General features: G+C 54.3%; 22 protein-coding genes. 13 read left to right on the forward strand and 9 right to left on the reverse strand.

Annotation, left to right across the window (positions count from 1 at the left end):
* The first annotated feature begins 1 nt into the window (after position 1).
* The 3 genes from Q8W22_RS07955 (at position 2) to Q8W22_RS07965 (ending at position 2,888) form a co-directional block, all read left to right on the forward strand.
* Positions 2 to 1,186, forward strand: coding sequence for an AAA family ATPase (locus tag Q8W22_RS07955; protein ID WP_303433177.1), 1,185 nt, complete (start codon positions 2 to 4; stop codon positions 1,184 to 1,186).
* Positions 1,179 to 2,411, forward strand: coding sequence for a formamidase (fmdA, locus tag Q8W22_RS07960; protein ID WP_305452014.1), 1,233 nt, complete (start codon positions 1,179 to 1,181; stop codon positions 2,409 to 2,411). Before Q8W22_RS07955 ends, fmdA begins: the two co-directional genes overlap by 8 nt.
* Positions 2,412 to 2,501: 90 nt before the next feature.
* Positions 2,502 to 2,888: a zinc ribbon domain-containing protein gene (locus tag Q8W22_RS07965; RefSeq protein ID WP_303433175.1), complete on the forward strand. Its 387-nt coding sequence runs from the start codon at positions 2,502 to 2,504 to the stop codon at positions 2,886 to 2,888.
* A gap of 76 nt (positions 2,889 to 2,964) precedes the next feature.
* Here the strand turns inward: Q8W22_RS07965 and Q8W22_RS07970 are convergent, their stop codons facing one another.
* From Q8W22_RS07970 to Q8W22_RS07985, 4 genes are all read right to left on the reverse strand, one after another.
* Entirely contained in the window at positions 2,965 to 3,696 is a 732-nt protein-coding gene (locus Q8W22_RS07970) for a class II aldolase and adducin N-terminal domain-containing protein (RefSeq protein ID WP_305414721.1), read from the reverse strand.
* Positions 3,697 to 3,922: 226 nt separating this feature from the next.
* Positions 3,923 to 4,768, reverse strand: a complete 846-nt coding sequence (locus Q8W22_RS07975) for a transporter substrate-binding domain-containing protein (protein WP_305452015.1) — start codon at positions 4,766 to 4,768, stop codon at positions 3,923 to 3,925.
* Positions 4,769 to 4,804: 36 nt separating this feature from the next.
* The gene (locus tag Q8W22_RS07980; RefSeq protein WP_303433171.1) at positions 4,805 to 5,677 is read right to left on the reverse strand and encodes a phytanoyl-CoA dioxygenase family protein; all 873 of its coding nucleotides are present in this window, start codon (positions 5,675 to 5,677) and stop codon (positions 4,805 to 4,807) included.
* A gap of 23 nt (positions 5,678 to 5,700) precedes the next feature.
* Positions 5,701 to 7,218 carry an amino acid ABC transporter permease/ATP-binding protein gene (locus tag Q8W22_RS07985; RefSeq protein ID WP_305452016.1) on the reverse strand — a complete coding sequence of 506 codons (1,518 nt, stop codon included), beginning with the start codon at positions 7,216 to 7,218 and terminating at the stop codon, positions 5,701 to 5,703.
* 431 nt (positions 7,219 to 7,649) lie between these two features.
* On the opposite strand from Q8W22_RS07985, the gene Q8W22_RS07990 reads away from it, so the two are divergent.
* From Q8W22_RS07990 to asd, 8 genes are all read left to right on the forward strand, one after another.
* Complete coding sequence (locus Q8W22_RS07990) at positions 7,650 to 8,582, forward strand: LysR substrate-binding domain-containing protein (protein ID WP_305452017.1); 933 nt, start codon at positions 7,650 to 7,652, stop codon at positions 8,580 to 8,582.
* A 153-nt stretch (positions 8,583 to 8,735) separates the two neighbouring features.
* Positions 8,736 to 9,980: an NAD(P)/FAD-dependent oxidoreductase gene (locus Q8W22_RS07995; RefSeq protein ID WP_303433168.1), complete on the forward strand. Its 1,245-nt coding sequence runs from the start codon at positions 8,736 to 8,738 to the stop codon at positions 9,978 to 9,980.
* Positions 9,981 to 9,993: 13 nt separating this feature from the next.
* Entirely contained in the window at positions 9,994 to 10,440 is a 447-nt protein-coding gene (locus tag Q8W22_RS08000; RefSeq protein WP_305452018.1) for a RidA family protein, read from the forward strand.
* On the forward strand, positions 10,437 to 11,111 hold the full coding sequence (locus Q8W22_RS08005) for a DUF1028 domain-containing protein (protein WP_305452019.1): 675 nt from the start codon (positions 10,437 to 10,439) through the stop codon (positions 11,109 to 11,111). The genes Q8W22_RS08000 and Q8W22_RS08005 overlap by 4 nt, the downstream gene beginning before the upstream one ends.
* The gene (gene argE, locus Q8W22_RS08010; protein ID WP_305452020.1) at positions 11,104 to 12,291 is read left to right on the forward strand and encodes an acetylornithine deacetylase; all 1,188 of its coding nucleotides are present in this window, start codon (positions 11,104 to 11,106) and stop codon (positions 12,289 to 12,291) included. The genes Q8W22_RS08005 and argE overlap by 8 nt, the downstream gene beginning before the upstream one ends.
* A 137-nt stretch (positions 12,292 to 12,428) precedes the next feature.
* Positions 12,429 to 13,457 carry a small ribosomal subunit biogenesis GTPase RsgA gene (gene rsgA, locus Q8W22_RS08015; protein ID WP_305452022.1) on the forward strand — a complete coding sequence of 343 codons (1,029 nt, stop codon included), beginning with the start codon at positions 12,429 to 12,431 and terminating at the stop codon, positions 13,455 to 13,457.
* 68 nt (positions 13,458 to 13,525) lie between these two features.
* Complete coding sequence (locus Q8W22_RS08020; protein ID WP_305452023.1) at positions 13,526 to 14,350, forward strand: sulfurtransferase; 825 nt, start codon at positions 13,526 to 13,528, stop codon at positions 14,348 to 14,350.
* A gap of 70 nt (positions 14,351 to 14,420) precedes the next feature.
* A complete protein-coding gene (gene asd / locus Q8W22_RS08025; RefSeq protein ID WP_370694166.1) occupies positions 14,421 to 15,560 on the forward strand; it encodes an archaetidylserine decarboxylase in 1,140 nt (379 codons plus the stop codon).
* Positions 15,561 to 15,576: 16 nt separating this feature from the next.
* On the opposite strand, the gene Q8W22_RS08030 is transcribed toward asd, so the two are convergent.
* The 3 genes from Q8W22_RS08030 to efp form a co-directional block, all read right to left on the reverse strand.
* Complete coding sequence (locus Q8W22_RS08030) at positions 15,577 to 16,011, reverse strand: hypothetical protein (protein ID WP_305452024.1); 435 nt, start codon at positions 16,009 to 16,011, stop codon at positions 15,577 to 15,579.
* Between the two features lie 98 nt (positions 16,012 to 16,109).
* Positions 16,110 to 17,036 (reverse strand): EF-P lysine aminoacylase EpmA, encoded by a 927-nt coding sequence (epmA, locus tag Q8W22_RS08035; RefSeq protein ID WP_305452025.1) that lies wholly within the window; start codon positions 17,034 to 17,036, stop codon positions 16,110 to 16,112.
* Positions 17,037 to 17,163: 127 nt separating this feature from the next.
* Positions 17,164 to 17,730, reverse strand: coding sequence for an elongation factor P (gene efp, locus Q8W22_RS08040; protein WP_303433158.1), 567 nt, complete (start codon positions 17,728 to 17,730; stop codon positions 17,164 to 17,166).
* 35 nt (positions 17,731 to 17,765) lie between these two features.
* On the opposite strand from efp, the gene epmB reads away from it, so the two are divergent.
* Both epmB and Q8W22_RS08050 read left to right on the forward strand, forming a co-directional pair.
* Positions 17,766 to 18,791 carry an EF-P beta-lysylation protein EpmB gene (epmB, locus tag Q8W22_RS08045; protein WP_305414735.1) on the forward strand — a complete coding sequence of 342 codons (1,026 nt, stop codon included), beginning with the start codon at positions 17,766 to 17,768 and terminating at the stop codon, positions 18,789 to 18,791.
* 211 nt (positions 18,792 to 19,002) lie between these two features.
* Positions 19,003 to 21,105 carry an EAL domain-containing protein gene (locus Q8W22_RS08050; RefSeq protein ID WP_305452026.1) on the forward strand — a complete coding sequence of 701 codons (2,103 nt, stop codon included), beginning with the start codon at positions 19,003 to 19,005 and terminating at the stop codon, positions 21,103 to 21,105.
* Between the two features lie 68 nt (positions 21,106 to 21,173).
* On the opposite strand, the gene serB is transcribed toward Q8W22_RS08050, so the two are convergent.
* On the reverse strand, positions 21,174 to 22,415 hold the full coding sequence (serB, locus tag Q8W22_RS08055) for a phosphoserine phosphatase SerB (protein WP_303433153.1): 1,242 nt from the start codon (positions 22,413 to 22,415) through the stop codon (positions 21,174 to 21,176).
* A gap of 34 nt (positions 22,416 to 22,449) precedes the next feature.
* Positions 22,450 to 22,620, reverse strand: coding sequence for a hypothetical protein (locus Q8W22_RS08060; protein WP_303433152.1), 171 nt, complete (start codon positions 22,618 to 22,620; stop codon positions 22,450 to 22,452).
* Between the last annotated feature and the right edge of the window lie 149 nt (positions 22,621 to 22,769).

Raw genomic sequence — 22,769 nt, forward strand, 5'->3', positions numbered from 1 at the left:
CATGGTGTTTATTAACGATCGTCTGCAATCACAACAGCGCCAGTCCCACACCAGTGACGCCGCGGCATCCGAACGCCCGGCGCTTTACTCCCGCTTTGCTTTCGAACCGGCGCAGCTGCAACAGCAACTGGAGCGTCATCTGGTGGGGCAGCAGCAAATTATTCATAGCTTGTGCCGCCAGCTGGATGTGCTCAAGGCCGGGCTCAGTGACGATCGTCGCCCACTGCTGACGGCATTGTTCCTTGGCGATACCGGAGTGGGCAAAACCGAAATGGTGCGCCGCATTGCCGAAGCCCTGCATGGTGATGCCAACCACTTCTGCCGCATCGACATGAATACCTTGTCGCAGAGCCATTACAGCGCCGCCATTACCGGGGCGCCGCCGGGCTACGTCGGCAGCAAGGACAACCTGACGCTGCTCAACGAGGAGCTAATCAAGGGCAGCAACAGCCGCCCCGGCATCGTGCTGTTTGATGAAATAGAAAAAGCCAGCCCGGACGTGGTCCGCAGCCTGATGAATATTCTGGATAACGGCGAGCTGACTCTGGCATCGGGTCAGAAAGCACTGAATTTCCGTAACACTCTGGTGTTCATGACCAGCAACCTGGGTTCACGGGCATGGCAGCGCCACCCGCTGCGCCCATGGCTGCCACCCGCATGGCAAGCCAGACTCAAACACCGGTTGCAGCAGCGCGCCCTCGATAATCACTTTGATGCCGAATTCCTCAACCGGATTCATTGCATCGAACGTTTTGCCAGCCTCGGCAGCGAACAACTGCCACAGGTAGTCACCACCCTGCTGAATGAGCTTAACCAGCGTCTGAAAAGACATCAGCTGACCCTGTTGCTCGACGACGCCTGCCTGTTTTGGCTCAGTCGTGGCGACTTTGACCAGCACTACGGTGCCCGGGCCATTCAGCGCTTGTTTCAACGCCAGGTTGTTGTGCCACTGGCCAGCTACCTGCTCACCCTGCCGTCTTGCGCCCATCCTCGCCAGCTGCGCGCCTTGCTACGCAACGACGCCCTGACGTTCAGCGCAGGCCCCATGCCAAGCGCCGCGGCCGACCCGGCCACACACGCTTCAGCGCCTTCACCTTCCAATACCCGCGAAGACGGCCCGGTCGCCGTCGATCCACACGTTTTTTCCAAAGCCGTACTTGCCCATCAAGGAGCTAACCATGACTGATACCATCATCAAAATTGACCTTAACCAGTCTGCTTACGAGAACGACAGCGTCCACAACCGCTGGCACCCGGATATTCCCATGGTGTCTACCGTCAAGCCCGGCGATGACTTTATTATCGAGTGCTATGACTGGACAGGCGGTCAGATCAAGAACGACGACAACGCCGAAGACATCCGTGATGTCGACCTGACCCAGGTGCATTTTCTCTCCGGCCCGGTCGCGGTGGAAGGCGCTCAGCCCGGAGACTTGCTGGAAGTGGATATTCTCGATATCGGTACCTTTGCCGATCAACAATGGGGCTTCAACGGCTTTTTTGCCAAGACAAATGGCGGCGGTTTCCTGACCGACCACTTCCCGCAAGCGCAAAAATCCATCTGGGACTTTAACGGCATCTACACCAAATCCCGCCACGTTCCCGGCGTTGAATTTGCGGGCATTCTGCACCCCGGCCTGATTGGCTGTCTGCCTTCACGGGACATGCTGGATACCTGGAATCACCGGGAAAAAGAACTGTTTGATACCGACCCGGACCGGGAACCGGCTCTTGCCTGCCTGCCGTACGCCGACACCGCCCATATGGGACGACTGGAAGGGGACGAAAAAGCCGCCGCAGCCGCCGAAGGCGCACGGACCGTACCGCCACGAGAGCACGGGGGTAACTGTGACATCAAAGACTTGACCCGTGGTGCCAAGGTGTATTTCCCGGTCTATGTGGACGGTGCCGGTTTATCGGTTGGCGATCTGCATTTCAGCCAGGGAGATGGTGAAATCACCTTCTGTGGCGCCATTGAAATGGCCGGCTGGATTCATTTGCGCGTCAACCTGATCAAGGATGGCATGGCCAAATACCAGGTCAAAAACCCGATCTTCAAACCCAGCCCTCTGGTTCCCAAATACGATGACTATCTGATTTTTGAAGGTATCTCAGTGGATGATGCCGGCAAACAGCATTACCTCGATACCAGCCTGGCGTACAAGCAAGCCTGTATGAACGCCATCAATTACCTGACCAAATTCGGTTATACCGAAGCCCAGGGTTACGCCATTATTGGCTGTGCACCGATTCAGGGACACATCAGTGGCGTCGTGGATATTCCGAACTCTTGCGCCACCTTGTGGTTACCGACCGATATCTTCGAATTTGATATCAAACCGTCTGCCGATGGCCCCATCAAGCATCTGGATGGCTCCATCGATATTCCCAAAGCAGCCGATCTCGACTGATCCACGCGCCCATTGGCAGTGGCCGGGTAACCGCGCCACTGCTGTTGTTTTCCCATGATGTGCACTGACAGACTGCCGGAGATAGCCACCATGCCCATGTATGACTACAAATGCCCGCACCACGGGGTTTTTCAGGAACTGGCCCCGATGCAAGAGCACGACCAGCCCCAACCATGCCCTCAATGTCACACCCGTTCGGCCCGGGTCATTGTTTTGCCCCCGGCCATTGCCAAAGTGCTGAAGGAAACCCGCGCCGCCATGGAGCGTAACGAGAAATCCCGCGAAGCACCCGATGTCATGAGCGCCAGCCAGTACCAAGAAAAAGAGCACGAGAAAAAGCAGCAACACCTGTTTGATAACCGTCACAAGCATGACAAGGGCTGCGGCTGTGGCAGCAAACGCAAGAGTAACCTGATGTACACCGCCAATGGCGAAAAGATGTTCCCGGGCATGCGGCCCTGGATGATCAGCCATTGAGGCTGGTTATGGCCCGTGCAGCTCTGCCGTCTGGTGCAAGGCTGCGCGGCAACAAGACGGCCCGGACCCGGTACCATTAATCCAGCAGCGATGGGTCCTGAGCGATCATCAGCTGCTTCATTTCCTCGAAGTGCTGGCGCGAAAAGTCCGGGATACTTTCCCAGTCCCGTGCTGTTTTCTCCGCCACCTCATCCGGCAGGATATTCAGCGGCTGGCCCGTTGACCAGGCGGCCACCAGAATCTGGCAGGCGCGCTCCAGTGTCCAGATATCATCAAACGCCACGCCAATATCAGTACTGGTCACCATCACGCCATGATTACCCATCAACAAGCGGCTGTTGTTTTTCAGCAGGCCGGACAAACGCGCCCCTTCTTCCACGGTATTGGCCATGCCGCCAAACAGGGTGTCGACAGACATCCGGTTAAAATACCGGGCGGTGTTCTGATCAATCGCAGGAATGTGCGGGTTCTTCATCGTCGCGATGGCGGTGGTGTACACCGGGTGCAGATGCATCGCAACACGGACATGGGGCAAACGCTGGTGCAGCTGGCCATGGATCGACCAGGCGGTGGCATCCACTTCAGGCCGTTCGGCGTTGCGGGCATCGTCGGCATCCAGCAACAGCATGTCGCTGGCACAGACGCGGGAAAAATGTTTCCACTTGGGGTTCATCAGAAACTGTTTGCCATCGTCGGAAACGGCGGCACTGAAATGGTTAGCCACAGCCTCATGCATACCCAGGTGGGCAACAATGCGGAGGCTGGCTGCGAGATCGATCCGCAACTGCTCTTCGAGAGAAAGCGACATAGGTTACTCCGGTAAAATGCGTACTTGCGCTATACGTCAATGATGCGTCAGCGTTGATAGGGGCTGCTGTCGATAATGATGTGTTAACTGCCAGCCAATGGGGATTGTTATGGGTAGCCAGGTATCCAGAGCGATTGACGCTGGCTCTTCATACCCGTGGCTCCAACCCTGGATTCTGATACGGCAACAGCAACCAGAACCCAGTATTGAACCCTCAAAAGCAGGCTTATTTTTTCGGCAACAACGACTCAATATCGGCCGCAGTCGGTGCCTGGAAGTTGTATTTTTTCAATAACGCGGCGTATTCCGGCGTTTTACTGAATTTTTCGATCCCTGCAATCAGGGCGTTGCGAACGATGTCGTTGCCTTTTTTCACCCCGAAACCGTTCAGCACCGGATAAATCAGCGTCCTGGAAGAAATCACAACTCGACCACCCAGTTTCTCCACCACACCCCGAGCAACAGCCGCATCGGTAATCTGGGCTTCTACTGCATGCGACAGCATTGCTTGGGTAGTCTGGGGATCGGTTGGGTATTCACTGATCGCGATTGGCTTCAGTCCATTGGCTTCACAATATTCTACCGACAGCGTCTGCAACTGTTTCAGCCAGGCCGTGCCCGCCATGGAACCAATGCGGTGACCACAGAAATCTTCTGGCACTTCAGGCTGATAGTCACTGCCTTTGATCGACAGAATGGATTCACCACTTTTCAGGTAAGGAATCATGTCGATCACTTTCATACGATCGGCAGTGATGTACATCGACGAGTTGGTGATGTCGAAACGGCCACCCCGCAAACCGGGAATCAGGTTAGCCCAACGAGTATCAATATTAATGGCTTCCCGGCCCATGACCTTGCCAAGCCCTTCCAGGAATTCAATATCGAACCCCTTCGGTTTGTTGTTTTCCATATATTCATAAGGAAAAAAGGTGATATCTGAACCAGCGATGATTTTACCAGGTTCCTTGAACGCCAGGGTGCTGAGGGATGTCAGCGACAGCGCTGCTCCAACAATACCTACGGCGACAGAACGCACCGTTGAACCTGCAGTACGGGCAAAAAACGTCATGATCATTTCTCTCGAGAGTCTATTGGGAATCAGGAATCAGTAGTTGAGCGGATCATTACCCGCCTGTTGCACAAAGAACGAGGCGCCCTTGGGCTTTTCTGGCAGACGCAGGGTATTGTTGGTGCTGCGTATTTCACCACTTTCTTCACCCCATACCAGTTCGCCAGAATGGATGCTCGGCAGCGGGTTGTCCCCGTATGGCAAGGCATCTTCAGCGGCGTACACATTGATAAAAATGGTGCGAGGCAACTCGGTTTCATTCGGGCTGGAAGCATGCAACACACGAGTATGCATAAAACACACGGAACCAGCAGGGCCGTAACAAGAGGTTGGTTGCTGGCAGTGCTCGGCGATCACGGCGTCATCAACCGTGCCGGTAAAGCGGTCATGCTGCCAGTGGGAGAACAGCGGGCCACGATGGCTGCCCGGCACCACTTGCAAAGGACCGTTGGCCGGAGTGACTTCGCTGATCATCAGCAGACAGGTCACCAGATCATCATTGCTGTGGGGGGTAAACGGAAAATCCTGATGCCATTTCACTTCCGTCGCAGTGTGTGGCAGTTTGGAGTTCACCTTGCTGTGGTGCAGGCGGGCACCGCGACTGCCGACCAGCTGACCGGCAATTTGTGCAACCCGTGATTGCAGCGCAATACGCTTGAAGACGTCTGAAATCTCAGTCGGCGAGCTGACGCGTCGCAGCGACGGGTGATCCGCTGCATGGTCACCTTCAATATCAAAACGGGCGCGCCCATCAATCGTTTCACCCCATGGGGTTTCGTGCTTGCGGCTTTCTTCTACCCAACCATCAAATTCGGATTGCAGGGCCGCAACGTCATCCGGGTTCAGTACATTGTTAACAAGCAGAAAACCTTGTTCGTGATATTGGTCTATTTGCCATTGTTCAATCATGAGTCACTCCCAAATATATTAAATCAGGCCAAAGAAACATCTTTCAAAAAGGCATCCACGCGAGGGTTCTGGCCACTGCGTAATACCTCGGGCGTGTCGTCACACACCACGCGCCCTTTTTCCATAAAGACAATGCGATCGGATACCTTGAAGGCAAAGTTCATCTCGTGGGTAACAATCACCATGGTGATGCCTTCTCGTGCCAGGTCTTCAATCACCTGCAGCACCTCGTTCACCTTCTCCGGGTCCAGCGCCGACGTCGGCTCATCGAACAACATGATTTGCGGCCGCATCATCAACGCCCGGGCAATTGCGACCCGCTGTTGCTGACCACCGGACAACTGATGAGGGTATTTCCAGGCGTGTTCGAGCATGCCCACCTTGTTCAATAGCTGGTAAGCCTGCATCTCTAGCTCATGCCGGTCGGCGATGCGGTGATAGCAGGGCGCCAGCATCAGGTTATCGAGCACACTGAGGTGTGGAAACAGGTTGAAACTCTGGAACACCATGCCAATCTTGCGGCGATGCCCTGAGTGCTCAACAAAGCGGGACTTATCTGGCCCATGGTGATGCAGCTGCAGAAACGGCTGGCCATTCAGATCGATTTCGCCATGATCCAGTTGCTCCAGACCATTCATCAGCCGAATCAGGGTGGTTTTGCCGGAGCCGGATGGCCCGATGATGGACACCACTTCTCCGGGATTGATGCTCAGGTCGACCGACCCAAGGACTTCAACATTATTGAAGGCCTTGTGTAGCTGCGATACCTGCAACGCCGGGCCATCAAATTCATTGGGTGGTGTCAGAGCGGCTGCTGGCGCCTGATTGACAGCTGCGGTCAGTGCTGCTGATGGGACCTTGCTTTTCTTGTTGGTCACGTCGAGATAGCCTTCAAGACGCTTCAGCAAAAAATCAAACAAGGTAACGATAAAGACATAAAACGCTGCCACCGCTGCCATGGTTTCCAACACCAGAAAGTTCTGGGAATACAGGCGTTGACCCACCATCAGAATTTCCGTCAGCGAAATCACCGAGACCAGCGACGTCAGCTTGACGATGGAAATATACTCATTGGCAAGGGAGGGTAACGCCACTCGTAATGCCTGGGGAATCACCACCAGCCACTGGATACCAAAAAAACGCACCCCGAGAGCACGGGCCGCTTCACCCTGTCCTTTGGGGATCGACAGCAAACCACCCCGGTGGATTTCAGCAACATAGGCACTTTCGCACAGCACCAGGGCAATCAGGCCAGCCCAAAAAGGATCACTCATGATCACGCTACTGATCGGCAATACCTGCGGCATGTTATAAACAAAAATAAGCAGTACCAGTAACGGCACACTTCGGAACAGCCAGATATAAAAGCTCGCCGGTATATTTAACAGCGATCGACTGGATTGTTTCCCCAAGGCCAGTAAAAAGCCCACGACAACACTCAACCCCCAACTGGCCAAACTGAGTTTGATAACGGTCCAGGTTGCCAACCAGAAATCGGTTAGACTGAATAGACTGAACATGTAGTCCCAATCAAATGCCATAGGATTACCACCTGATAATAAAATTATAAAACCGTCTATGCTCTCCCAAAGAGCAAGCGGGTTTCAAATAGGTGTAATTACTATGAAGGAACATACAATTCGTAAACAATTATTATTTTTTGAGCTTCTAGATTTAAAAAAATAGGTAGTATCCAGATCAATTTTTCACAAACCTTTTACGCCCATTACCAAATTGCACCCGAATACATGGCATTTTATGCACCAGAAGGAATCACAACGCCCCAAAACAACGCGCGTATATTGATTTATTAGTACCATATCCAAAGCCAAACCGGCATATTTCAGGGCATTCCGGTCCAAATCACTTCCGCTAGCGAACAGGCCAATTCATTCCGATCATGGCATGCCTATTGCAAATAAAAAATATATAGGAACTAATACACTGACAATATTTTATAGATGACTCATCCATGAAAAACTTCACGCTGAAGCAGTTGCACTACTTTACCACGGTCGTTGAAACCCAAAGTATCGCCGAGGCCTCCCGTCGGCTGCACATTGCCCAGCCGTCTATATCTATCGCCATCAAGAACCTTGAAGACACCTTCGACCAGCAGCTGTTGATACGGCATCATGCCCAAGGGGTGTCGCTGACACCAGGAGGTCGCCGCTTTTATGAAAAAGCCAAAGAGCTCCTGCGCCTCTCCTATGAATTTGAGCAAAATTCACTGGCCAGCAGTGACCAGACCTCAGGCAAAATCACGGTTGGCAGCTTTGAATCCGTTGCACCGCTGTATATTCCCCGGCTGATTGCCGGATTCAAGAAAGTGTACCCGGGCATCGATGTACAACTGCATGATGGCGAGCAGCACGAACTGATGATCGGTTTGCACCGGGGCCAGTTTGACCTGGCGTTTCTGTACGACCTGGAGCTGGACAACTCCATCCGACGGGAAGCCCTGAATGCGCCCCATCGCCCCTATGCCCTGCTGCCCATCGGCCATCCGCTGGCCCAGCAGCCATCAGTGACCCTGACCGAACTGAGCCGGGAGCCTATGGTGTTGCTGGATGTCATTCCCAGCAGAAACTATTTTTTAAGCCTGTTTACCGAAAAAGGACTCCACCCGGAAGTCGCCTACGCTTCGCCTTCTATTGAAATGGTCCGCTGTATGGTGGGTCAGGGACAAGGGTTTTCAATACTGGTTACCCGGCCACTGACCAATACAACCTACGACGGCCAGGAGCTGGCTCATGTGGAGATTGAAGGTGAAATGGAAAGCTCTACCCTGATTATGGCTTATCTTAAAAACAATGAACCCACTCACCCTGCCCGCTTGTTTATGGACTATTGCCGTAATTACAATCTGGGCGAATCCACCATAAAAACAGCTAATAATTATTAACCTGAATGATCACTGCTGGTGCGAGATATTTTTTCTATCGAGATCGTATATTTATAATAATTTACTGAATTTATTGTCTGCCATAACCTAGCTTTATTCATCCCAAGGTAATAAAGCCTGGCATTTAGAAGGCATGCAGACATGACAGAAAATATGACAAACATCGATACCCTTATCGTTGGGGCTGGTCAGGCAGGCATCGCCATGAGTGAGCATCTGACGCGCCTGGAGGTACCTCATCTGGTTCTGGAAAAGAATCGTATTGCTGAAGCCTGGCGCAGCGTTCGCTGGGATTCTCTGGTCGCCAATGGCCCAGCCTGGCATGACCGTTTCCCGGGCATGACCTTTCCCGGAGCCGATGCTGACAGCTTTGTCCCCAAAGACAAGGTGGCTGATTATTTTGTCTCCTATGCAGAAAAATTCAACGCGCCGATTCGTACCGGCGTCGAAGTCCTGAGCGTCGTGCGCAACGAAGGCGCTGGCGGTTTTACCGTCACGACATCCGACGGCATTATCCAGGCCCAGCGGGTGGTATCGTCCACTGGCCCCTTCCAGATTCCGGTGATTCCTGCCGCGGCCCCGCAAGACCCGGAATTATTGCAGATTCATTCCGCCCACTACCGTAACCCGGAACAGCTGCCAGAAGGTGGGGTACTGGTAATTGGTGCCGGTTCATCCGGCGTACAGATTGCCGACGAGCTGCAACGGTCAGGCAAAAAAGTATATCTGTCGGTCGGACCTCACGACCGTCCACCCCGCAGCTACCGCGACCGCGACTTTGTGTGGTGGCTGGGTGTGCTGGGTTTGTGGGATGCCGCTGCCAACGAACCCGGTAAGGAACACGTTACCATTGCGGTCAGTGGTGCCCACGGTGGCCAAACCATCGACTTCCGCCAGCTGGCACAACAGGGCCTGAACCTGGTTGGCCGTACTGAGTCTTTCGACAACGGTGTTGCCTGCTTCCGCAACGACCTGGCCGACAATATCAAGGCCGGTGACGCCAATTATCTATCGTTACTCGACCGCGCCGATGCCTACGTCAGCCGTCACGGACTGGATTTGCCCGAAGAACCACAGGCTCGGGAATTCCTTGCCGACCCGGAGTGCATGACCCAACCGACGCTGGAGCTGGATCTCAAGCAAGCAGGTATCACCGCCATTATCTGGGCGACCGGTTATGCCACCGATTACAGCTGGCTGCAGGTCGATGCCTTTGATGACAAGGGACAACCCAAACATCATCGCGGCGTATCCAGCGAGCCTGGTGTCTACTTCCTCGGCTTGCCATGGCTCTCCCGCCGCGGCTCAACCTTTATCTGGGGCGTATGGCATGACGCCAAATACATCGCTGACCAGATCGTTATCCAACGTCAATACCAGTACTACCGTCACAGCTGAAACAGGAATCATCATGGTAACGCATACCCGTATCCGCATGTTCAACACCAAAGAAACCTACCCGAACCAGACACTGGATAACGATCTATGCCAGGCGGTACGAGCGGGTAATACCGTCTATGTTCGTGGTCAGGTCGGTACCGACTTCGAAGGTAATCTGGTTGGCCTGGGAGACCCGCAAGCCCAGGCCGAGCAGGCAATGAAAAACGTTAAACAGCTACTGGCAGAAGCCGGTAGCGACCTAAGTCATATCGTCAAAACCACGACCTACATTACCGACCCGCGTTACCGTGAGCCGGTGTACCGGGAAGTGGGTCGTTGGCTCAAAGGGGTTTACCCTATCTCTACCGGACTGGTAGTGGCCGGTCTGGCACAGCCTCAGTGGTTGATGGAAATCGACGTCATCGCCGTGATTCCAGACCAGCCATTCAGCCAACCAGCAGACAAGGAGCCAGCATGACCGTCTCCCTGTCCGCCTATTGCCCGGAAACCGGCCAACTGGGCGTAGCAATCAGTTCATCCAGTATTGCCGTTGGCGCCCGCTGCCCCTGGTTGCAAGCAGGCATTGGCGCGGTTTCCAGCCAGAACATCACCTTGCCCGCACTGGGGCCTGCCATTCTCGCCCGACTGGAGCAAAACCAGTCGTCCGAACAGGCCTTGAAAGCTGCTCTGGCCGACGACCGTTTCAGTGCCTATCGCCAGGTGACAGTGATCGACAACAAAGGGGTCAGCGCCTGTTTCAGTGGTACCGAAACCCTCGGCACATCCGCTATGAAACAAGGCCTGCACTGTGTTGCAGCGGGAAACATGCTCGCGAATGACGGTGTTATCGATGCCATGATCAATGCCTTTGAAGCCTCCTCCGGTGAGCTGACCGGCCGCCTGATCCAGGCGCTGGCGGCCGGGATTGCCCAGGGTGGCGAAGCCGGGCCGGTGCATTCTGCGGCCGTCAAGGTTGTCGATGATTATATCTGGCCGCTGGTCGACTTGCGTGTCGACTGGGCAGACGAGAACCCCATTGGCGTACTCGAACAACTGTGGCAAGACTATGAACCACAAATGCAGGCTTATGTAACTCGGGCACTGGACCCCCGCGACGCCCCCAGCTATGGCGTTCCCGGCGATGAATAACCCGACCACCAGCCAAGCCAGGCCAACACTGAGCGAAGAACTCCGCCATTTGTTGGCCATGCTACTGGCCCACGACACCACCAGCCGCGAGTCCAATCTGGCGCTGATTGAATCAATCCGGGACTACCTCGATCAACTCGGTATCCCATCAGAGTTGATCTTCAACCCAGAGCGCACCAAGGCCAACCTGTATGCCCGGCTTGGCCCGGCTGGGGACGGCGGCGTCATGTTATCCGGCCATACGGATGTGGTGCCGGTGGATGGCCAGTCATGGTCTTACCCACCCTTCCAGCTGACCGAAGACGAGGGCCGTTGTTACGGCCGTGGCAGCGCCGATATGAAAGGCTTTATTGCCTGTGTACTGGAGGCGGTTCCCCGCTTTCAGCAATCCGCCCTGACCATGCCTTTGCATCTGGCTTTCTCATACGACGAGGAAGTCGGCTGCCTTGGCGTACCCGGTTTGATTGACCATATCCAGTCATCACCGGACCATCCTGCCATGTGCATTATTGGCGAGCCAACCAGCATGCAGCCGGTTTATGGTCACAAGGGCAAGGTCGGTATGCGCTGCAAGGTCAAGGGCCATGCCTGCCATTCGGCCTACGCGCCCGAGGGAGTCAATGCCATTGAGTATGCAGCCAGGCTGATCGGCAAGCTGACGGATCTGGCCGAGCCGCTGAAGCAGCAACAGGATCGCCGTTTTGATCCCCCTTACAGCACGCTGCAAACGGGCAAGATCCAGGGCGGTGTGGCGCTCAATATCGTACCGGAAGCCTGCCAGTTTGATTTTGAAATGCGCTATCTGCCCGATACCGATGTCAACGCAACACTGGACAAGCTGAAGGACTTTGCCACTTCAACCCTGCAGCCGGCAATGCAAACCGTGCACCCGGACGCAGGGATTCATTTTGAGATGTTGGCATCCTACCCGCCGTTACTCACTGATCCGCAATCCCGCTTTGCCCAATGGCTCAGCGAATGGAGCGGCAGCCATGACTTCACCACCGTCGCCTTTGGTACCGAAGGTGGACTGTTCGATCAGGCTGGTGTGGCCACGCTGGTCTGTGGCCCTGGCAGTATGGATCAAGGGCACAAGCCGGATGAGTTCGTCACGATCGGGCAGCTTGGGCGCTGTTGCGACATGCTGGAAAACTTGCGTAACTGGATGGTCAGCCACTGAGCCACCCGGATAACGAGGCACCGGCAGCCATTGTGCAGCCGGTGCATTGACTCTGGCCAGAATCACCGCTGGCCAACGCTTGCGCTTCCTGCAGCCAGCACGGAGAATGACGGCCGAACCGACACTCTGAGTAATGCATGGCCAAACGAAATCTCACCAAAAAACAATCCTGGCGTATTGCCAAGATTCAGGAAGAAAAAGCCCAGCGCGCCCAGCAAAAAGAGGCGGTGATTTCCGACCAGCTCAACGCCGGTGAACTCGGTGACGAGATGCACGGCCAGGTGATCGCCCACTTTGGTGCCCAGGTAGAAGTGGAAGACAACGACCGCAATACCTACCGCTGTTTTTTGCGGGCCAACCTTGGCTCTCTGGTCACTGGCGACAAAATTGTCTTCCGCCCGGCACCGGCCAATGCCCAGGGAGTCAATCAGGGCGTCGTTGAAATGGTGCAGCAACGTGACTCCGAGCTGTCACGCCCCAACCCGTACAACGAGATCAAGCCGGTAGCCGCCAATATCGACTTTATTGTGCTGGTGATTGCCCCCGAACCACACGCGCACGCCAATCTGATTGACCGTTATCTGGTGGCCGCCGAAAACTGCCACATCGAACCCATTATTCTGCTCAACAAAACCGATCTGCTGGACGACCTCAGTCTGTTCCATCTGGAGCCACTGCTACAGCGTTATGCCGATCTGGGGTATCGCATACTGCAAGTCTGTGCCAATGAACCGGAAAGCCTTGGGGAATTAAAAGAATTCCTTAACGATCGCGTCAGCGTCTTTGTTGGCCAATCCGGGGTCGGCAAGTCATCCCTGATTGGCACCCTGTTACCCGGTGAAGAACTCAAGGTCGGGCCGCTGTCGGAAAATACCCGCAAAGGCAAACACACCACCACCACCGCCCGGCTGTATCATTTTCCCGCCGGTGGCGACCTGATTGACTCCCCGGGAATCCGTGAGTTTGGTCTCTGGCATATGAGCGAAGACGACGTGCTGTACGGTTTCCGTGAGTTACGGGCACTGGCGGGACATTGTCGCTTCCGTGATTGCCATCATGAATCCGAACCCGGTTGTGCCTTGCTGCAAGCCGTCGATGAAGAACTGATCAGTCAGGAACGCTTTATCAGCTACAAACGGATTGTCGAGACCCTGTCGGAGCTCTGAACGCCTGACAGCGGTCTCCGGCTTGGATACACTGCTTCTTTGCGACCTGTTTATCCGGAGTATTATTCATGAGTCCACTGCCACTGCTGCTGGAAGCTCAAACGCTTGCTGAGCAATTGCCGCTGAATAACGTGCTGATCATTGATCAGAGCAAACTCGACAGCTATCTCCAGCATCATATTCCTGGAGCCGTACACCTGGACTTCAAGCGCCTGCAGCTGGGCATTGCTCCAACACCCGGTGCCCTGCCCTCGTTACCACAACTGTCTGAAGTCTTCAGCGCCTTGGGGTTAACCCCGGACACCCACGTTATTGCTTATGACGATGAGGGTGGCGGTTGGGCTGGTCGCTTGATCTGGGTACTCGATATGATTGGCCATCGTCATTACAGCTATCTGAATGGTGGTATCAAGGCCTGGTTGCAGGATGGCTTGCCCACAGAAGCCGGTAATGTAACCCCTGTGCCTTCCAGCTATCAGGTCGAACAGCTGTGCGATGGTTTCTCGCTGAGCAAAGACGATATCCTCGCCCGTATTGGCCAGCCAGACTTTGCCATCTGGGATGCCCGTTCCCAGGCGGAGTACTGCGGCGACAAGGTTATTTCCAGCCGAGGTGGCCATATCCCCGGTGCCGTCAACTACGAATGGACGCGGGGAATGGACCCGGAAAATGGTTTGCGTATCAACCCGTTGGAACCCTTCCGTGTACTGCTGTCAGACATGGGACTGACTGCCGACAAGGAAATTGCCACCCATTGCCAGACTCATCACCGCTCTGGCTATACCTATTTGGTGGGCAAGATTCTGGGGCTGAATATCAAAGCCTACCCTGGTTCCTGGTCTGAGTGGGGCAACGACCCCAACACCCCGGTGACCACTGGCGATCAGCCCTGAGTCGACACACGAGTAATGATCACCCATTCCGGCCAAGGACGTGCCTGGCCTAATAAAAGAGAGTCCCCCTTTGTTAAAAGATGATCTGTTTATTGCCAGCCAATACGTGCTGCCTCACCACTGGCTGTCTCGTCTGGTTGGCAAATTGGCTGCCTGTGAAAGCCGCTGGCTCAAAAACCAGCTGATCACCCGCTTTATCCGTCAGTACGACGTACGTCTGGATGAAGCCCAGCGTCAGCACCCGCAGGACTTTCGCAGTTTTAACGACTTTTTTACCCGTGAACTGCTGCCCGAAGCCCGACCCCAGGATCAAGCCGTTGACAGCCTGTTGTCACCGGTTGACGGCGCGGTTTCCCAATTGGGCCGGATTCAGCACGGGCGTATTTTCCAGGCCAAGGGTCAGGCTTTTTCCCTGACTGAATTACTGGGTGGCTCGCGTCAGCGCGCTGAAGACTTTGCCGGTGGCCAGTTTGCCACCCTGTATCTGTCGCCACGGGATTATCATCGTGTCCATATGCCGATGCCCGGCAAACTGCGAGAAATGATCTACGTCCCCGGAGCACTGTTTTCGGTCAATCAGACCACTGCTGAACGGGTTCCCGGTCTGTTTGCCCGTAACGAACGACTGGTCTGTATTTTTGATACCGAACACGGCCCCATGGCCATGGTGCTGGTGGGTGCCATGATTGTGGCGGCCATTGAAACCGTCTGGGCTGGCCAGATCACCCCGGCCTCGCGCAAGATCAAGGTAACGGATTATCGTGATCCGCAACCGGTGGAACTGGATAAGGGTGAAGAAATGGGTCGTTTCTGCCTTGGTTCCACTGTGGTGCTGTGTTTCCCGGATGGCATGGTCGACTGGAGCAAGGAGCTGGAGGCCGGTAGCCCGATTCGAATGGGTAGCCGACTGGGCTCAATCAGTGCACTGCGCCCTGATGAACCGGAAACAGCAGAGCCAGAGCCAGAGCCAGAAACAGAACAAGCTGAAGCAGAAACAGACACTCACAGCAGCCCAAGCAGCACTTCAGCAACACAGGAAACCCTGACACCGGCAACAGAGCAGCCGGTAACGGATACGGTTGAAGCCGTTGAAGCTATTGAAGCAGAAGAGCTCAAAAAAGAAGAAACACAAGCTCCCGACGGTACCGACCAACCGTCACCTGTTGATGAACACACCCCGGAGTCAGACACCGACAAACCCCGTACCTGATAACGTCAGCGTCTATTTATCGGTTTATCGGTATCTCTTTATCAGTGCGACTGGCCACAAGGCAACCACCGGGCATATCCGGCAAGCTGCCTTGTGGCCGGATACGCAAGACCAGCCACTGCTGACTACCATCCAGATGCATATCAGCAAAACGCCATTGCTCGCTCTGTTGCTCATGACCCGGCCAGATAACCCGGCTGAGTGACGTCATCAAATGGGCAATCTGTTCGGCGTCAGCCGACTTCAGGTGTTGCAGGGTTTGCTGATCCTCAGCCACCATACGGGTTAATGGCACCCGGACTTGCAAACCACCGCCAACGCCCACCCGGGCAATCATCAGTTCACAATCAATTCCTGCAGCTGCCACCAGCGGTGAATGCATGGCCATCACCGCGCCCGTCACAATCCCCACCATCAACAGCAACCGGCTTAACGCCTGCTTTCCAGTCATCCTATCTACCCTCACTACGTGAGGGGAAATCTGACCATAACCTTCTGTCAATCAGGTCTGGCAAGCGGTAAGTTACTGAAAATGTTTGCGCGAAAATGTCAGGCCTGCAGCCAATCGAAGCTTAATACCTCAGCAATTGTGGAGACCTGTAACCGCTGCATCAATAACCGATCCAGTCCCATGGCTACCCCGGCACATGGCGGCAAGCCAGAACCCAGTGCCGCCAACAGCCGCTTATCGATTGGACGACCGTTAGCTTCCTGCTCAAAACGGCGCGTCTGTTCAGCAACATCCGTCAATTCATGATAACCATTGGCCAACTCTGCACCGTTCCAGAACAGCTCAAAACGCTCAGCCACATCATGACCATCGACCGTCCGGCGGGTTTTAGCCAGTGCCGCCTGGGATGCCGGAAAGTCGTAAACAAATACCAGGGTATCCCGTGGCAAGGCAGGTTCAACCGCATGGCTCATGATAACGTCGAGCCAGCCATCCCGATCCAGCGACAGATCTTGCCCAGCCAGCTGCTGGCCACACTCAGCAATCGTCACATCACGGCACTGCAACGGGTCCAGACCGGCGTACTGCAACAATGCCTGCTGATAAGTCAGCATCACCCGGGGCGGTGTTGATGGCAGTCCCAGCATCAGGACGGCAATATCCGCTACTTCATCCATCAACTGATGCTCGTTCCAGTCCAACCGGTACCATTCCAGCATGGAGAATTCCGGGTTATGGCGGCGACCGGCTTCACCCCGGCGGAAAACTTTACAGATCTGGTAGATATCACCACTACCGGCACATAACAGCCGTTTCATCGCATACTCCGGCGAGGTATGCAGATAACGGCCATCGGCTGTGGCCATGGGTTCAATATTCGGATCACTCACCGGAGCCTGGGCCAACAGCGGAGTTTCTACTTCCAGCACTTGCCGCTCGGCGAAAAACTGACGGATCTGTTGATACATCAAGGCTCTGGCTTGAAGCGCGGCAAGGGAAGCCGTCGGGGTCCAGCATTTGGTCATAAGATTCTCTATGCATGTATCCAGTCATGAAATGATAAAGTCAGGTCAGACTATCGGCCAGCCGCACCAGACGCCGACACAAAAAAAGGAGCCGTCAGGCTCCTTTTGGATCAGTCACGGTTATCGATCAGGCACGGCTGACGTATTCACCTGAGCGGGTATCAATCCGCAAGATGTCGCCGATATTGATAAACAGTGGGACTTTCACGACCGCACCGGTCACCAGCGTCGCCGGCTTGCTGCCACCCTGTGCCGTATCCCCTTTCATGCCCGGGTCGGTTTCTGCCACTTCCAGCTCAACAAAGTTGGCTGGCGCAACGGTCAGGATGGCACCGTTAAACAGAGTGACGACATACTGGTCTTGCTCTTTCAGCCATTTGACGGTATCGCCAACCGCTTCAGCAGAGGCACCATGTTGTTCAAAAGAACCATCGGTGGCCATGAAGTGCCAGAATTCGCCATCGTTGTAGAGGTATTCCATGTCGACTTCCATCACGTCGGCACCTTCGAGTGATTCGCCGGACTTGAAGGTTTTTTCAATCACCCGGCCAATACGCAAGTTGCGCAGTTTGACGCGGTTAAACGCCTGACCTTTGCCGGGTTTTACATATTCGTTCTCAATAATGGAGCACGGCTCTCCATCCATCATGACTTTAAGACCGGGTTTAAATTCGTTGGTAGAATAGTTCGCCATTTCGCAATCCAATTAGAGTAGGACATTGTTATAAAGTGCACATCATAACGCGATCTGCTGCCATTGAGCAGCAAGACTGGCAACAGATTCTGGCCAGCGCCATTCGCAGCCCCGAACAATTGTTCTCGGCACTGCATCTTGCTCCGACTCATTTGAGCGACCGACAGCTGGCTGCCAGTACGTTTCCGGTGCTCGTTCCTGCGCCGTATCTGCAAAAAATGGAACCTGGCAACCCCCACGATCCCTTGCTGCGCCAGGTACTGCCAGACGCTGAAGAGCTTATCGCCATGCCGGGTTATGTCAGTGATCCACTGGATGAGCAACACGCCAATATCACCCCCGGTATCGTTCACAAATATCAGGGCCGGCTCTTGTTACTGGCGGCGACGGGCTGTGCAGTTAACTGTCGCTACTGCTTTCGCCGTCATTTTGACTATGCCGACAATCGTCTCAGCCGCCGGCAATGGCAAAGTGCGCTGGATTATGTTCGTGATGACCCATCCATCAGTGAGGTGATTTTGAGTGGTGGCGACCCATTAATGCTGAAAGACGAGGCGCTGGCAGAGTTGGTTGATACCATCGGGCAGATACCTCACGTGCGACGCTTGCGTATTCATACCCGTTTGCCGGTGGTGATTCCCCAGCGCCTGACCCCGGCCCTGGCGCAGTTGCTCGGCCACAGCCGCCTGTCGATCAGTGTGGTATTACATATTAACCATGCCAATGAGATCGACGAGCTGTTTCGTCAACACCTCCAGACACTGCGCCAGGCGGGCATCACCTTGCTGAACCAGTCGGTACTGCTGCAAGGCGTCAACAACCAGGCCGCTACCCTGATCGAACTGAGCCAGTCGTTATTTGATGCCGGCATCCTGCCTTACTACCTGCATCTGCTCGACCCGGTCACAGGCACACACCAGTTTGATACTCCGACTGCCGAGGCGCTGGCTATTTACCAGCAACTGCATCAACAATTACCCGGCTACCTGCTTCCCAGGCTGGTACGGGAGGAAGCTGGCAAAGCTGGCAAGTCTCTAATTATGACTAATGACAAATTTTGACAGACATTTCCCTCTTTAATGGTCATATACCGCTACAATCATGATTGTGACAATATCTGTCTGTTATTATTGTTTATTGTCACAAAATGCGCACAAACAGCTATTTGTACTGCCTTCGCCGGTTTTTGATCAAAACCGGCTTTGATAACCCATTTGGGCAAAACTGACAGGAAACGTCGGACCCGAACAATAAGACTGAGTGACCCGAGTCATGGCGACCAACCAAGAGACACTACACCTGCTGATTCATACCCAATCCCAGAATGATGCAGAGGGTATTGTCAGCCTGCTACGAAATTCAGGCAATGCCACTCGCGCGCACCAGATCAGCTCGCTGGAAGACCTTGACGAACAGCTGGAACAAAAATCCTGGGATCTGCTGATTGCCGAGGATGGCGCCAACGGCGTTCATTACCCATCCCTGCAAGAGCGCATTCGCCGCCTCAACAAAGACTTGCCCATTATTCTGATCAGTAAAGAGATTGATCTGATTGCCATGGAAAACGCGCTCAGACACGGTGTCTGCAGTGTTGTCCCCCGGGATGAAAGCAACCTGATGGTACTGGCCATTCAGCGTGAACTGCGTCATCTGAAACATCGCCGGGAATTACGATCCATCGAAGTGCGCCTGCGTGACGCCGAAAAACGCGCCCAGGCCCTGCTGGAAAGCTCTCGCGATGCCGTTGCCTATGTCCATGACGGCATGCATATTTTTGCCAACCCGTCTTATCTGTCCATGTTTGGCTATTCATCCGTCGATGAGCTGGAAGGCATGCCCTTGATGGATATGGTCGATAGCTCTGGTCAGAGTGACTTTAAACGCTTCTTCAAAAAATACCTCAACGCCCCTCATAAAGAATCCGAGCTCAGCACGCTTGGGGTCGACGGCGATGGGCAGCTGTTTCCGATGCAAATGAATTTTTCACCTGCGAGCTATGCCGAAGAACGTTGCACCATGGTCACGATTCACTCCCACGCCAAGAATACAGCTCTCGAAGACAAGCTGCGCAAAGTCAGCAATATCGACATGATGACGGGCCTGTACAACAAGCCCTACTTTATCGCCCAGCTGGAAATTGCTGTCGATAATGCCGTACTTGGAGGCAGCAACGGCGCCATTATTTATATGAACATCGATGGTTTTGGCAAAATCAAAAGTGAGGTTGGCATCAGTCGTGCCGATACCGTACTGTCCGAACTGTCCCAATCACTCAAGAAAACCATTGGCTCCGATCACAGTCTGGCCCGCATCAGCGAAGATATTTTTGCCACCATCCTCACTGGCTACAGCTCTGACCAGGCGATGAAACTGGCAGAACAACTGCGCAGCCATGTAGAAGGCCTGCTTATCGATCTTGGCGATCGTACCATCACCGTCACCACCAGTATCGGTGTCGCCTTGATCAACGACACCTGTTCACGCCCGGAAGATGTGCTGCAAAATGCCCACACCGCCAGTGAACAAGTACATCAACAGCCAGATCATCACAGTGGCAATGGTGTCATGTTATTTGTACCGGACATCCCTGAAGATGTCGTCGTCGCGGATGTCAGTATCGAAGAAGCCGTGACCGACGCTCTGCGCCAGAACAGCTTCCAGCTCTTGTTTCAGCCCAAAATCAGCCTGCGTGGTGAGGACGTTGAACATTACGAAGCGCTGATGCAACTGCCTCTGGCCGATGGTCGCTGTATCAGCTCTGATGAGCTGATGAACAACCCGGATATCAATGAGGGCCTGAAACGCAAGGTCGATCGCTGGGTCTTGCTCAATACCCTCAAGCAGCTGGGAGAACATCGACAACAGGGTCACAACTCCCGTGTTTTTGTTAATCTGGCGACCCCGTCCATCCAGGATGACAGCCTGCCCAACTGGATCAGTGTTGCGATGCGAGCAGCCCGCCTGCCAAAAGGCTCACTGGTCATACAGCTGGCCGAAGACAGTGCTACCCGCGTACTGAAGCAGGCCCAACACTTTGTTTCCGAACTGAATGCCAGCGGTATTACCACTGCGCTCAATCACTTTGGTTGCTCTCTGAACCCCTTACGTACATTGCAACATCTGGCGGTTGAGTACGTTAAGCTCGATGGCTCTTATACCAGTGAGCTGGGCCAAAGCCCGGAAAATCAGCAACAGCTGCAAACCCTGTTAACCGCTTTGCACGAAGCAGAAAAGAAAACCGTTATCCCGATGGTCGACAGCGCCTCAACCTTGGCCAGTCTATGGCAAATGGGGGTTCATTTTGTGCAAGGGGATTATGTACAAGCGCCACAAAGCAGCATGAATTACAACTTCGAAGAAGAAAGCAGCTTCTGATCAGAAGCTGCCTGGCAAGCTCGCCAACCCAACGATGGGGTCAGCCACATAAGCAGTAACGGCGGTGTTTATACCTGTTCAGTCGTACCGGGTTCAGCAATATCCCGATCCCGATAACCCAGCAGATACAGAATGCCATCCAGCCCCAGCGTCGAGATCGAATTGCGGGCGTTTTTCCGCACCAGAGGTTTGGCGCGAAACGCAATGCCCAGACCAGCGATACTCAGCATCGGCAGGTCATTGGCACCATCCCCTACTGCGATTGTCTGCTCCAGACGAATACCTTCTTTTTTGGCCAGCTCCCGTAACAGATCGGCTTTACGCTGACCATCCACCACCGGCTCGATCACACGTCCGGTAACCAGGCCATCTTCTATTTCCAGCTCATTGGCAAAGACATAATCAATGCCCAGACGCTGTTGCAGATAGCGACCAAAATAATTGAATCCACCCGACAAAATAGCGGTCTTGTAACCCAGCGCCCGCAGATTGTAGATCAACCGCTCGGCCCCTTCGGTGATAGGCAAGCGCTCAGCGATACCATCCAGTACACGGGTATCCAGGCCTTTCAGTAGCGCCATGCGTTCGGCAAAACTTTGTTTGAAGTCCAGCTCCCCTTGCATTGCCCGCTCGGTGATGGCGGCAACCTGATCACCCACACCGGCAGCACGGGCCAGCTCGTCGATAACTTCGGTTTCAATCAGGGTGGAATCCATATCAAAAGCCACTAACCGGCGCGTACGGCGATACACGTCGTCAGCCTGAAACGCCACGTCGACCCCCAGCTCATTCGCGATATCCAAAAAGCGGGCGCGTAATTCACTCTGGTCAGCCTCGCCCCGAACCGAAAATTCGACACAGGCACGGGTGTTGTCGTGGCAACTTTCTGCCTGATCCAGCGGTACCCGGCCAGACAGTCGGCTGATCTGATCGATATTCAGGCCATGCTCAGCCACAATCGCGGTCACACTGGCAATGGCATCGGCCTCAATGGTACGGGCCAACAGCGTAATGATATGACGGGATTTACCCTGACCAGCCACCCAGTGTTCGTAACTTTCGGCGGTGACCGGCGTAAAGCGGATAGAAAGCCCCAGCGCGTGTGCTTTGAACAACACATCTTTTAATACCGGAGCGGATTCTGCACTGTCAGGAATCGCCGCGAGAATACCCAAAGACAAGGTATCGTGAATTTCAGCCTGGCCGATATCCAGTATGGTGACACCATACTGGGCCAGAATCGCGGAGATACTGGCGGTCAGGCCGGGTTTGTCAGCACCGGTTACCCGGATAAGAACCAATTCAGTCACAATGCGTTCCTGTTGCCCTCAGGCGGTTGTCGGTTTACAGCTTGCCCAAATCGGTCTTGGCCGCAGCCAGCACGATACGCAGCTCTTCAATCAGATCGGTAGTTTCATGAGTAGACAATGCACGGTGGCGGTCAACACTCATCAGAAACAGGCCTTTTTCCAGCTGTTCCAGTTTTTCTTGCAGAGATTGCTTGGTGTCGCTCATGGCGGTTCCTCTTGGGTTCTGTATGGGTCGTCCGAAGCCCGACGGGATTGGCATCACGGCCGCTCGGTTCTGGCCATCTATCGGGCGGCGCCTATAATACCACCTCAGACACCTCTGACTATCACTGCGATGGTACTGATTGTGGCCGA

Source organism: Oceanobacter sp. 1_MG-2023, assembly GCF_030689025.1.
In the GTDB taxonomy this organism is placed as follows: Bacteria; Pseudomonadota; Gammaproteobacteria; order Pseudomonadales; family Oceanobacteraceae; genus Oceanobacter.

Excerpts from the sequence above, each read along its gene's own strand:
- Q8W22_RS08020 (WP_305452023.1), top strand. The coding sequence starts at position 13,526 with ATGAGTCCACTGCCACTGCTGCTGGAAGCTCAAACGCTTGCTGAGCAA.
- Q8W22_RS08060 (WP_303433152.1), bottom strand. The coding sequence starts at position 22,620 with ATGAGCGACACCAAGCAATCTCTGCAAGAAAAACTGGAACAGCTGGAA.
- epmA (WP_305452025.1), bottom strand. The coding sequence starts at position 17,036 with ATGACCAAATGCTGGACCCCGACGGCTTCCCTTGCCGCGCTTCAAGCC.
- Q8W22_RS08030 (WP_305452024.1), bottom strand. The coding sequence starts at position 16,011 with ATGACTGGAAAGCAGGCGTTAAGCCGGTTGCTGTTGATGGTGGGGATT.
- Q8W22_RS08005 (WP_305452019.1), top strand. The coding sequence starts at position 10,437 with ATGACCGTCTCCCTGTCCGCCTATTGCCCGGAAACCGGCCAACTGGGC.
- Q8W22_RS08000 (WP_305452018.1), top strand. The coding sequence starts at position 9,994 with ATGGTAACGCATACCCGTATCCGCATGTTCAACACCAAAGAAACCTAC.
- Q8W22_RS07980 (WP_303433171.1), bottom strand. The coding sequence starts at position 5,677 with ATGATTGAACAATGGCAAATAGACCAATATCACGAACAAGGTTTTCTG.
- Q8W22_RS07995 (WP_303433168.1), top strand. The coding sequence starts at position 8,736 with ATGACAAACATCGATACCCTTATCGTTGGGGCTGGTCAGGCAGGCATC.
- Q8W22_RS07970 (WP_305414721.1), bottom strand. The coding sequence starts at position 3,696 with ATGTCGCTTTCTCTCGAAGAGCAGTTGCGGATCGATCTCGCAGCCAGC.
- efp (WP_303433158.1), bottom strand. The coding sequence starts at position 17,730 with ATGGCGAACTATTCTACCAACGAATTTAAACCCGGTCTTAAAGTCATG.
- rsgA (WP_305452022.1), top strand. The coding sequence starts at position 12,429 with ATGGCCAAACGAAATCTCACCAAAAAACAATCCTGGCGTATTGCCAAG.
- fmdA (WP_305452014.1), top strand. The coding sequence starts at position 1,179 with ATGACTGATACCATCATCAAAATTGACCTTAACCAGTCTGCTTACGAG.
- Q8W22_RS07955 (WP_303433177.1), top strand. The coding sequence starts at position 2 with ATGGTGTTTATTAACGATCGTCTGCAATCACAACAGCGCCAGTCCCAC.
- argE (WP_305452020.1), top strand. The coding sequence starts at position 11,104 with ATGAATAACCCGACCACCAGCCAAGCCAGGCCAACACTGAGCGAAGAA.
- Q8W22_RS08050 (WP_305452026.1), top strand. The coding sequence starts at position 19,003 with ATGGCGACCAACCAAGAGACACTACACCTGCTGATTCATACCCAATCC.
- Q8W22_RS07965 (WP_303433175.1), top strand. The coding sequence starts at position 2,502 with ATGCCCATGTATGACTACAAATGCCCGCACCACGGGGTTTTTCAGGAA.
- Q8W22_RS07990 (WP_305452017.1), top strand. The coding sequence starts at position 7,650 with ATGAAAAACTTCACGCTGAAGCAGTTGCACTACTTTACCACGGTCGTT.
- Q8W22_RS07975 (WP_305452015.1), bottom strand. The coding sequence starts at position 4,768 with ATGACGTTTTTTGCCCGTACTGCAGGTTCAACGGTGCGTTCTGTCGCC.
- Q8W22_RS07985 (WP_305452016.1), bottom strand. The coding sequence starts at position 7,218 with ATGGCATTTGATTGGGACTACATGTTCAGTCTATTCAGTCTAACCGAT.